The 11,663-nt window shown below is 37.5% G+C and carries 12 protein-coding genes; all 12 read right to left on the minus strand.

The features are described 5' to 3' along the window. Positions 1-64: 64 nt before the first annotated feature. The 12 genes from RU87_RS09655 to RU87_RS06805 all read right to left on the minus strand — a co-directional run bounded on the left by RU87_RS09655 (position 65) and on the right by RU87_RS06805 (position 11,606). The gene (locus RU87_RS09655) at positions 65-883 is read right to left on the minus strand and encodes a TPM domain-containing protein (RefSeq protein ID WP_068163430.1); all 819 of its coding nucleotides are present in this window, start codon (positions 881-883) and stop codon (positions 65-67) included. After that, positions 873-1,652 carry an ABC transporter permease gene (locus RU87_RS06750; RefSeq protein ID WP_068163428.1) on the minus strand — a complete coding sequence of 260 codons (780 nt, stop codon included), beginning with the start codon at positions 1,650-1,652 and terminating at the stop codon, positions 873-875. The genes RU87_RS09655 and RU87_RS06750 overlap by 11 nt, the downstream gene beginning before the upstream one ends. Then, complete coding sequence (locus RU87_RS06755) at positions 1,649-2,449, minus strand: ABC transporter permease (protein ID WP_068163425.1); 801 nt, start codon at positions 2,447-2,449, stop codon at positions 1,649-1,651. The genes RU87_RS06750 and RU87_RS06755 overlap by 4 nt, the downstream gene beginning before the upstream one ends. Positions 2,450-2,464: 15 nt before the next feature. Then, complete coding sequence (locus tag RU87_RS06760; RefSeq protein WP_068163422.1) at positions 2,465-3,631, minus strand: ABC transporter ATP-binding protein; 1,167 nt, start codon at positions 3,629-3,631, stop codon at positions 2,465-2,467. Beyond that, positions 3,621-4,535 (minus strand): UDP-N-acetylmuramate dehydrogenase, encoded by a 915-nt coding sequence (gene murB, locus RU87_RS06765; RefSeq protein ID WP_068163419.1) that lies wholly within the window; start codon positions 4,533-4,535, stop codon positions 3,621-3,623. Before murB ends, RU87_RS06760 begins: the two co-directional genes overlap by 11 nt. 91 nt (positions 4,536-4,626) lie before the next feature. Beyond that, on the minus strand, positions 4,627-5,514 hold the full coding sequence (gene rarD, locus RU87_RS06770) for an EamA family transporter RarD (RefSeq protein WP_068163418.1): 888 nt from the start codon (positions 5,512-5,514) through the stop codon (positions 4,627-4,629). A gap of 216 nt (positions 5,515-5,730) precedes the next feature. Next, positions 5,731-6,618 (minus strand): EamA family transporter RarD, encoded by an 888-nt coding sequence (rarD, locus tag RU87_RS06775; protein ID WP_068163417.1) that lies wholly within the window; start codon positions 6,616-6,618, stop codon positions 5,731-5,733. A gap of 61 nt (positions 6,619-6,679) precedes the next feature. Further along, the gene (gene thrB / locus RU87_RS06780) at positions 6,680-7,546 is read right to left on the minus strand and encodes a homoserine kinase (protein WP_068163484.1); all 867 of its coding nucleotides are present in this window, start codon (positions 7,544-7,546) and stop codon (positions 6,680-6,682) included. A gap of 18 nt (positions 7,547-7,564) precedes the next feature. Further along, complete coding sequence (locus RU87_RS06785; protein WP_068163414.1) at positions 7,565-8,845, minus strand: homoserine dehydrogenase; 1,281 nt, start codon at positions 8,843-8,845, stop codon at positions 7,565-7,567. 182 nt (positions 8,846-9,027) lie between these two features. Beyond that, entirely contained in the window at positions 9,028-9,618 is a 591-nt protein-coding gene (gene yihA / locus RU87_RS06790) for a ribosome biogenesis GTP-binding protein YihA/YsxC (RefSeq protein WP_068163410.1), read from the minus strand. A gap of 54 nt (positions 9,619-9,672) precedes the next feature. Next, a complete protein-coding gene (gene clpX, locus RU87_RS06795; RefSeq protein WP_068163407.1) occupies positions 9,673-10,890 on the minus strand; it encodes an ATP-dependent Clp protease ATP-binding subunit ClpX in 1,218 nt (405 codons plus the stop codon). A 203-nt stretch (positions 10,891-11,093) separates the two neighbouring features. Next, positions 11,094-11,606 carry a dihydrofolate reductase gene (locus RU87_RS06805; protein ID WP_068163404.1) on the minus strand — a complete coding sequence of 171 codons (513 nt, stop codon included), beginning with the start codon at positions 11,604-11,606 and terminating at the stop codon, positions 11,094-11,096. Positions 11,607-11,663 lie beyond the last annotated feature (57 nt).

Genomic DNA, 11,663 nt, shown 5'->3' on the forward strand with positions numbered 1-11,663 from the left:
AAGTAGTTAATAAGTTTGCTAACTAGTGCTGAGCCCATGATACAGATAAGCAATTTCCAGGTGTTTAGCGACCAGCACCGCCACCTGATGAAGAGCCACCGCCGAAACCGCCACCGCCTGATGAACCGCCGCCGAAGCCGCCTGAACCACCGCCACCACGATTATTAAAGAATAACATCAAAATCCATAGCAGGATGTCCCCATGACCTGTTATCACGAGACCAAAAATGACAGCGATGATGACACCTAGTAAAATCAAGCCCGGAAGTGGACTACCAGCGTTTTTACTTGTTTCATTTGACTCTTGATTCGTCTGTTTTGCGGTATCAGTTGAGGGGTCAGATACAGGGGTTTGTCCGGTTAAGACTCCTGTAAATGCCGCTGTCGTTTTTAAGACTGCTGTATCATAATCATCTTTCGCACGATAAGGCACGAAGTCATCATCTAGTATCCGACCAACTTTACCGTCGTTGAGGTCTCCTTCAAGACCTTGTCCAACTTCAACCCATACCTTCTTCTCATCTTTAGCGATCAGCATTAATAAGCCATTATCAGTCTGTTTATCACCAATCCCTGTTTTGTTAAAAATGGTGTTGGCATAGGTTTCGATGGTTTGCCCACCTAAGGTGTCAACCGTCAAGACAATGACTTGTGCTTTTTTACCTTGATCTAATTGTCCTAGATTCTGATTTAACTGGTCTTTTGTACCATCAGATAAGAGCTTTGCCTTATCATAAACATAGGTATTAGCTTGCCACGTTAACTTGGGAATCTCAGACTTATCTTGATTATGACTGGTCCGATTAAAGAAACCAAGAACTGCACCAAAGGCAAGAATAGCCAGCGTGATCAGGACAATTTTTTTAGTTAAATTATTTTTCATCTTTATCCCTCATAATCATATAATACCCGATTACAAGTAAAATTGAAAGTAGAAACACTAAGGCAGATAAGGCATTAATTTCAAGAGAGATCCCATGACGTGCTCTAGAATAGATTTCAACAGATAGTGTCGAAAAGCCATTGCCTGTCACAAAGAAAGTGACTGCAAAATCATCTAGCGAATAAGTAAATGCCATAAAGAACCCTGCAATAATACCAGGTGTTAAAAACGGCAAGATGACCTCTAACATGGTTTGGCGTTGGCTAGCACCAAGGTCATAAGCAGCATTGACCATATCTTGGTCCATTTCTTGTAATCGCGGTAAAACCATAAGCACAACAATGGGAATCGAGAATGCGATATGTGCCAGCAATACAGAGGCAAAGCCAAGTTTAAAGCCGATAGATGTCATCAAAATTAAAAAACTTGCCCCAATCATGACATCAGGTGATACCAATAACACGCTGTTTAACGCTAATAATGTATTTTGACGTCGACTTTTCGTTTGATGAATATAAATGGTACCAAATGTACCGATGATTGTTGCCAGTAAAGCTGATAAGAAAGCTAGAAAAAATGTTTGAACAACAATCAAAATCAAGCGACTATCAGCAAATAAAGTCTTAAAATATGTCAATGTGAACCCTGTGAAGGCATTCATATTCCCATTTTTATTAAAGGCATAAAAAATCAAATAAAAAATTGGGAGATAAAGGATAGCAAAAACAGCTATCAGGTAAATTTTTTCAAATTTGAACTGTCTTCTCATGATCTATCACCTCTTTTCCGAGTTAAGAACATGACGATAAACATGGTGATGATCAAGACCATACCAATCGTTGATCCCATCCCCCAGTTCTGTGTAACCAAAAAATGTTCTTCTATCGCTGTTCCTAGCGTGATTACGCGATTACCACCGATAAGGCGTGTTAACATGAATAAACTCAAACTCGGGATAAAAACAGCTTGCACACCAGATCGAACACCATTCATAGAAAGCGGAAAGATAATCCTAGTAAAGTTTTGAAAACGTGTCGCCCCTAAATCATACCCGGCTTTAATTAAATTATCATCTATATCATCAATCGCGTTAAATATCGGTAGAATCATAAAAGGTAATTCTATATAAGACGCCACGAAAATAAAAGAAAAATCAGTAAAGAGTAGCTGTTGGCTACCGATACCAAAAAATGATAAGAATTGATTAATGGCACCATCTTGACCAAAAATACCGATAAAGGCATAGGCTTTAAGTAATAAGTTAATCCAGGTTGGTAAGATAATCAGCATCAACCAGAGTTGCTTATGCTTTAGTTTCGTTAAAAAATAAGCTGCGGGATAGCTGACAAACAAGGTAACGAGCGAGATAATTGCCGCATAAATCACCGAGTTTAAAGACATCTTAAGATATGTCCAACTGGTAAAATAGGTCGCATAGTTTGCTAGTGTAAACTGATTATGGAGATTAAAAAAAGATTTATAGATTAAGAGCGCGATCGGCGCTAAAACAAATAAGAATAACCAAACACAATACGGAAGGGCAGATAAATATATTTTTTTAGTCATAGTTGATCAGCTTGGTTAGTCATTTTTTGGATCATCGACTACCATCTCCTCCTCTATCGCATTAATAATTCCTGCTTCAATCTCTTCCTCGTCTACATACTCTTCAATCCGTGCATCAAAATCTTCTTCTGTTTCATTTAGCCGCATAATATGGATATCTTCTGGATCAAAATCAAGACCAATCACTTCTCCGACAATCGCCCGTCTAGTTGAATGAATCATCCATTCTTGACCCAACTCATCAGTTGCGATAATTTCGTAGTGAACACCTCTAAAGAGTTGTGTCTTCACACTAACTAATAACTTACCTTCATCTGGTAAAGTTAGGCGTAGATCTTCTGGGCGTATGACAACCTCTACTACTTCATTTTTTCTCATCCCACCATCGACAGACTCAAACCGTTTCCCATTAAACTCAACGAGATAGTCATCTATCATGATCCCTGATACAATATTTGATTCTCCGATAAATGTCGCCACAAAGCGATTAATCGGCTCATCATAGATATCAACTGGCGTCCCAGACTGGATAATTTCACCGTCGTTAATGATAAAAATCCAATCACTCATGGCTAGGGCTTCTTCTTGGTCATGTGTGACAAAAACAAAGGTAATACCAAGTTTTTGTTGTAAAGCACGCAGTTCATATTGCATTTCTGTCCGTAATTTTAAATCTAAGGCACTAAGTGGTTCATCGAGCAAGACAACTTTTGGCTGATTAATAATCGCTCTAGCAATCGCGACACGTTGTTTTTGACCACCAGATAGTTTTTGAATACGTCTGTGTTCATAGCCAGTCAGGCGAACCATTTTCAAAACTTCCATGACACGTTTTTCAGTTTCATGCTTATCAACACCACGAATTTTTAATGGAAAAGCAATGTTATCAAAGACATTTTTATGCGGTAATAAAGCATAGTTTTGAAAAACTGTATGCACATCACGTTTATTAATCGGCACATCATTAATCCGATCGCCATCTAAATATATATCACCACTACTCGCATCTGTTAGCCCTGCGATGATGTTTAGGATGGTTGATTTTCCAGAACCTGATGCACCTAATAACGTATAGAACTTGCCACTTTCTAACTCAAAGTTGATATTCTTTAAAATCAACTCCCCGTTATCTTCAAATGATTTGGATACATCTACAAATTTAACGATAGGTTTAGTCGTCACGTTTTTCTTCTCCTAATATCCTAACCTCAGGTTCTAATCTGACACCACTTGCCTGCTCCACCTGTTCAATCACATAGTTGATGAGAGCTTGGTAGTCTTTTGCTGTCCCGTTACCTAGGTTAACCATAAATCCAGCATGTTTTTTAGAAACTTGTACGCCACCTATTTGATGACCTTGCAGCCCAGCTTCTTGAATCAGCTGCCCTGCAAAATGTCCCACAGGTCTTTTGAACACAGAGCCACAGCTAGGATATTCTAGTGGTTGTTTTAACTCTCTTAAGTGGGTGAGGCGATCCATCTCAGATTTGATAACACTGTGATCTCCAGCTGATAATGAAAATTTAGCTGAAATCGCGATAAGATGACCACTTTGTAAGCGTGACTTGCGATAGCCAAACTGTAAGTCTTCAGCTGATAAGATGCTAATGTCACCAGTTTTATCGATAACTTGCACACTAGATAAAATCGTCGATACTTCTCCGCCGTAAGCACCAGCATTCATAAAGACAGCACCACCGACTGACCCTGGAATACCACAGGCGAATTCAAATCCTGTCAAAGAATTCTCAAGCGCAACCTGAGTTGTTTTAATCAAGTTTGCGCCTGCTTGTGCCTCGATCACGTAACCATTTGTTCGAATCGCATCCATTCTTTCAAGTAGGATAACGAACCCTCTAATCCCACCATCTTTAACGATGAGATTACTGGCATTACCAAGGACGATGAAAGGGGTATCTGTTTCATTTGCAACGCTAATAATCTGTTGTAGCTGAAATTTATCTGTTGGCAATGCGAGAAAATCTGCTGGTCCACCAACCTTAGTATAGGTATAACTAGCTAGTGGCTCATCATACTTAATCTCAATACCGGCTAATTTTTGTGTGATTTCATTTCTTTTTATCATTTAAACTCTTCTCATATATTTTTAACATTAATGACCTAACTGCTTGATGTCTTCTGCATAAGTCAGCTTGTTTTTATAGTCATAATTAATCCTATTTTATCACATTTCTCATCTTTTTGAGCAGTATAATTTGCCCAATCATAAAGACAAGGATTGATATCCAAATTGCTACAAATCCGTACAAATTTTCAACTTTAAACGGTTCATGAAATAAAAAAATGGCAATCGCTAACTTAATAGTTGGATTCAGATATTGAGCAAAGCCGACAACATTTAGTGGGGCTAGTTTCAAAGCTTCTGCAAATAATAAAAATGGCAGCGCCGTGATGATACCAGATAAGGCTAACATACCTTGGTCTAATAGGCTGTAGTCAGTTAGTTGATGTTTAGCAAAAAAGATAAGAAAACTTAAAACGACTGGACTCACTACTAGCATTTCAAAAAACATGGCGACATCACTTGATAGGTTGACGTTTTTCTTGATAACCCCATATGTCCCAAATGTTAATGGCAATAATAGTGATACAATTGGTAGTTGACCGGCCTGTATCGCCAAAATAACAACACCGGACAGGGCTAAAACGATAGCCAATTTCATAGCAGAAGTTAATGTCTCTTTTAATAATATGACTGCAAGAAAAACTGAAAACAGTGGATTAATATAATACCCGAGACTTGCTGCTGTTGCTTGATGATTTGCCATAGCATAAATATAGACTATCCAGTTGATAGACAGAAAAATACTTGCCAAAACCATACTGATGCATTCTCGTTTATTATGACCTAAAGTTGTCAATTCTGTTTTTAATTTGGCTGTTTTGCCACAAGCTAAAAAATAAATCAGCATCGTTAACATGGTAAACAAAATTCTATAAGAAAATACCTCATAGGAATCTATTTTTCCTAAATATTTCCAAAAAATAGACAAAACGCCCCAAGCGATATAAGACCCTATCGCAAGTAATATTCCCTTTTTCATAACTCTCTTTTCTATATGATAACTGCATCACATTTGAAAAAACTAAGTAATCTACTTAGTTTTTTCAAGTAATTTTTAACCTATCTTAATTATAAATTTCATAGTTTAGTAGATGACAAGTTAGCGATCTGAGTCTTTTATTAACGCTACTTTATCATAATGCTCGTGATATTTTCATTGTCATAACACTTCCAGCTCTTAAGTAGTCATAGGTCGTCACGCGTGATACCTTTTCATCCTTTTGAGTAATATTAGTTGCCCAATTATAAAGACAAGAATGGCCACCCAAATCGCCATAAAGCCATATAAATTTTCGAATTTAAAAGGTTCATGAAAAATAAAAATAGCGATGGCGAGCTGAATTGTCGGATTAAGATACTGGACAAATCCGACTACATTTAAGGGCGCACATTTTAAGGCCTCCGCAAATAATAATAATGGAATAGCCGTGACGATACCAGATACCGCTAATAATATCAGCTGTTTTAGACTATAATCTACCACACTATGTTTTGCAAAAAACATGAGAAACACCAAAATAAATGGCATGACAACAAGCGTCTCTACAAACATAGCCACCTCACTAGATAAGGTAACGTTCTTCTTAATAAAGCCGTATGTCCCAAACGATAACGGTAAGATCAAAGCAATAATCGGAAATTTACCACCTTGAATCGCTAAAATCGCTACACCAGAAAGGGCCAATAGTATAGATACTTTGGTAAAATTATTGAGTTTCTCTTTTAAAAAGACGACGGCTAATAGCACAGAAAATAAAGGATTGATATAATAGCCCAGACTTGCTGCTGTAGCCTCGCCATGAGCGATCGCATAAATATAGACAATCCAGTTAATAGAAATTAAAAAACTGGCTAAAATCATGCTAGTCAGCTCTCGCTTATTATGCACTAAGGTTGTGAGTTCACCTTTAAGTTTACCAAGTCTACCGAAAAGCACAAAATACAGCCCCATCGTAATCAGTGTCGACACAATGCGATAAGCAAAGACTTCATAAGAATCAATATCACCTAAGAATTTCCAAAATATAGATAGAAATCCCCAAGAAACATAAGAACCGACGGCTAATAATAATCCTTTTTTCATTGTTCTCCTTTTCGCTATCCTAACAACATGAAGCAGTTTTTAAAAAAACTAAGGGTCTCCCTTAGTTTTCAACTTTTACTCCCAAGGTATCGACCGACAACTCGACCAATTGACCTGGCAATTTTTCTGTTTCAAGTGCTGCTTTAATTAGTTTAATCTTATCAGGTGTCGCTAAAACCATTACGGTAGGACCAGCACCTGATAGATACGTGACATAGGCACCTTTGTCACTTGCAATAGTTCGAATCCTGTCAAATTCTGGTACAAGATGACGTCGATATGGCTCATGAAACTTATCTTGGCTCATGAGCTGTCCAGCTAATGTCATATCTCCAGTCAAGAGCGCTGCAATCGCGACATTGGCTACTGAACTTGCAGCAACTGACGCTTTATAGTCAAAAGAATCAGGTAATGCGTTTCTAGAATCGCTCGTTTTTAATTCATAATCAGGGATAAATGCGAGTAAACCCGTCTCAGGCATCTTAGCAGCCACATAATGTGTTTCTCCTGCTGCGCTATGTGCGATGACTAAGCCACCTAAAATCGCTGGTGCAACATTATCAGGATGCCCTTCAACTTCACTTGCAATCGCTAATTTTTCAGCATCTGAGAGTGCTAGATGAGCGAGTTGGTTAGCTAACTCTATGCCTGCTACGATCACTGAACTAGATGAGCCTAAGCCACGTGCTAGCGGAATATCACTCGTCATCTTGATCTCATGTGGCGTAAGATTTGGCTCAACCTGCAAAGCCGTTTGAATGAGCAGATTATTTTCATCACTAGGAACATCAGAACCTAAGTCATGATGTATGACCCACTTTTCTAACGGGTTAAGCACTTCTATTTTAAGGAAACGTGACACAGCAAGACCTACAGAATCAAAGCCTGGGCCGAGGTTTGCTGAAGTAGCTGGAACTGAAATTGTCAAAGTCATATGCTATACCCTTTAAATTACTTTAATTGTATTACGTAATGTGAAGCCTTCGAGATTAGAAATTTTATCTGATAAGCTATCAAATTGGTTAAGATCCATCTGATGTGAGATGATCGCAATCGTTGCGACATCTTCGTTAATCTTATCTTGGAAAACTTGTTCAAACGACACATTCTCAGCATGGAATAACTCAGCTAAACGTAATAATTGCCCTGACTTATCTTCAGTTTCAATCGCAAAATAATATTTATCTAACAAGTCTTCTTTTTTAGCGTAAACAGTTTCTCTGACAAATGTATTAAAAGCAGGAGCTGTTTCTGATTTAGAGATATAATGAGACAGTTGAATAATATCTGCCACTACTGAGGCTGCTGTTGGTTTTTGACCAGCACCTGGTCCATAGAACATCGCTTCACCAATACCGATAGATTCCACAAAAACAGCATTCATTACACCATTAACTGTTGCTAATTGATGAGATTTTGGTAAGAAAGTAGGGACAACCTCTGCATAAATACCAGAGTCACGTTCAACAATCTCACCAACAAGCTTAATGACAAACCCAAGTTTTTGAGCAAGTTTGACATCAGCAGGTGTGATATGACGAATCCCTTCATGACGGACATCATCAAAATTGATCGTCATACCAAAAGCAAACTGACTAAGGATGACCATCTTATAGGCTGCATCAATACCGTCCACATCATTTGTAGGGTCAGATTCGGCATAGCCTAAACGACTAGCTTCTGCTAGAGCTTCATCATAAGTCCATCCTTCATCAACCATCTTAGTCATCATAAAGTTACTTGTGCCATTGACAACACCAAGTACTTTTGTGATTTTATCAGAAGTGTAGGAGTTAGCAAGTGTTCTAAGAATTGGAATACCACCAGCTACTGCTGCTTCATAATAGAGTGCCACTTGGTTATCAGCAGCAACTTTAAGTAATTCAGCACCGTGTAGGGCAAGTAAATCTTTATTTGCAGTCACAACATGTTTTTTAGCTTGTAGGGCTTGTGTGATAAATGTTTTTGCAGGCTCAATACGTCCCATTAACTCAACAACAATTTGAACAGAGTCATCTGAAATGATGTCAAGAATATCTGTGACAAAATGATAGTCATGTCCTTGTGCTAATAAGCTATTTTTTTCAGCTTCATCTCTAACTAAAACTTTAGCAATTGCAATGTCTGTATTAGCTGCTGAGATAATTTTTGCGCCATTTTCTTTTAATAAAAACGGAATACCACTCGCTACTGTACCAAATCCTAATAAAGCAATATTGACTGTCATACGTAATAAACTCCTTTAAACTCATTCATTTATGTTTTGACCTATTCGAGCACTTTTTTGAGCTGATATAGGTTTTATCAGTGAGGTACAAGCGTTTGTCATCTCACCGTAAAGCATGGTTAGCTAAATTATAGCAGAATTTTCAGACTATTTCTATCCTGTCTCAGTATTTCCTGCACTAATTAGTCAACAAATTGCTCTATCACTTGCCAAGCTTCATCTAACCCAGTTTTATCAAAACTTGAAAAGATGATAAAATCATCGTTACTGTCAAACTGCAATGCTTTCTTGATCACACTTTCATGTTTATTCCAGCGGCCACGTTTGATTTTATCTGCTTTAGTTGCGACCAAAATAACTGGAATATCGTAGTATTTCAAAAACTCATACATCTGGATATCCTCAGCAGACGGCTCATGACGCAAATCTACTAAGCTAACAACTGCACGTAAATTGGGACGTGTCGTCAAGTACTCTTCGATCAAGGCACCCCATTTTTCTCTCTCTTTTTTAGAGACACGTGCATAGCCATATCCAGGCACATCCACGAAGTGAAGTGTATCATCGATATTAAAGAAATTTAGCAATTGCGTTTTACCTGGTCGACCAGATGTTCTCGCAAAATTTTTACGATTTAATAGCGTGTTGATAAAACTTGACTTACCAACGTTTGAACGCCCTGCAAGTGCAATTTCTGGCCAATCTGTTTCAGGATATTGTTTGCTTGAAGCAGCAGATATCGTCAAACTAACATTATGGATGTTAAATTTCATGTTTCTCATTTCTATAAAAACAAAGAGCGCATCACGCGTTCTTTTCTTATTTTTTTAAGCACCGATTAGTAATGGTTCATTAGTGCCTAAAACAGCATCTTCTGTGATGACAACTTTTTGAATCCCTGTCATGCTAGGAATTTCAAACATGACATCCATCATGACCTCTTCTATAATCGAGCGAAGACCACGTGCACCTGTTTTACGTTGAATTGCTTTTTCAGCAATTGCTTTTAATGCACCCTCTTCAAATTCAAGTTCGACATTATCAAAACTTAAAAGACGTTGATATTGTTTGACCAAAGCATTTTTAGGCTGTGTCAAAATATGGACTAAGTCTTCTTCTGTTAAAGATTCTAAAGCAGCAACGATAGGTAATCTACCGATAAATTCTGGGATTAATCCAAATTTTTGAATGTCTTCAGCAATAATTTCTTGCATATAAGACATCTCATCAGATAAGGCTTTATTATTGAAGCCAAATCCGATGATTTTCTCACCTAAGCGTTGTTTAACAATCTCTTCAATACCATCAAATGCACCACCAACAATAAACAAGATATTTTTTGTATCTAGCTGGATCATTTCCTGGTTTGGATGTTTACGTCCACCTTGAGGAGGTACACTCGCTACAGTACCCTCTATAATTTTTAATAGTGCTTGTTGAACACCTTCACCTGATACATCTCGTGTAATCGACACATTTTCAGATTTTTTCGCAATCTTGTCTATCTCGTCTACATAGATGATGCCACGTTCGGCACGATCAACACTATAATCTGCCGCTTGTAAGAGTTTTAAGAGAATATTTTCAACATCTTCTCCTACATACCCAGCTTCAGTCAAACTTGTCGCATCAGCAATCGCAAAGGGTACGTTTAAAGATTTTGCTAATGTTTGGGCTAAAAAGGTCTTACCAGACCCTGTAGGCCCAATCATCAAGATGTTAGATTTTTGCAGTTCTACGTCATCATCTGCTTTACTTGCCATAAAATTAATCCGCTTATAATGATTATAAACCGCTACAGATAGTGCACGTTTAGCATTGTCTTGGCCAATGACATAGTCATTTAAAATAGCTAATAATTCTTTTGGTGTTTTGCTATCTAATATATCACCAGAAATTTCATCTTTGAATTCCTCACGTAAGATATCCATAGAAAGCGTCACACATTCATTACAGATAAAGACATCACTACCTGCAATAATTTTCTTAACTTCATCTTGTGATTTACCACAAAATGAACAATAAATTTGATCTTTCGTATTCATTTAATCCGAATGTCCTTTTCTATCACTAACAGCTTAAAACAATGTTTGGTAAACTGCATGTATTGAATTTACTAGATTGGTAAATGCACAGAGTAAAAACAAAATTGCTAACCCAAACTTCTTCTTACGGACACATTGTATGGCACAAACCAGACAAATCCAAGCTAAAACTGCAGTAAATACGCCAAATATAGATTTTTCCATTATTTTTTCTTCTCATAAATTTTTACTGTAAAAGCATATTGATTTGCTTCATCAGCGAGGGAGGTTTTCGTTGAGGTCTCGATAAACTGATCATAATCAATCACATCAGGAAAATAGGTATCTCCCTCAAATTCACCTTGTACGATTGTTCGATATAAACGATCGAGATACTGGCTAAATACCTTAAAGATCTCTGCACCACCAATAATATATAAGTCTTTAGCTGTTTCAAGCTCTTTTTCATGATACCAAGCTAATATATCTTTTGGACTATGAAAAACCAAGACTGACTTATCGGCAACTTGATACGTTTGATCATGTGTAAGGATAACAGTTGTTCGACCCGGTAAGGTTCTTTGGTTCATACCATCAAAAGTCTTACGACCCATTAAAATAATTTGACCCATGGTTGTCTGTTTAAAATGGTGAAGTTCAGCCGGTAATGACCATGGTAATCTCCCCTTGACACCTATCAAGCCACGCTCATCTTCTGCCCATATCCCTACAATCATCATTCACCTCATCATATAAATTGTCTTTTCTCATTATACCTTAAAACGATAGTTATT

Origin of the sequence: Pseudolactococcus plantarum (assembly GCF_002441715.1) — a bacterium.
Lineage (GTDB): Bacteria > Bacillota > Bacilli > Lactobacillales > Streptococcaceae > Pseudolactococcus > Pseudolactococcus plantarum.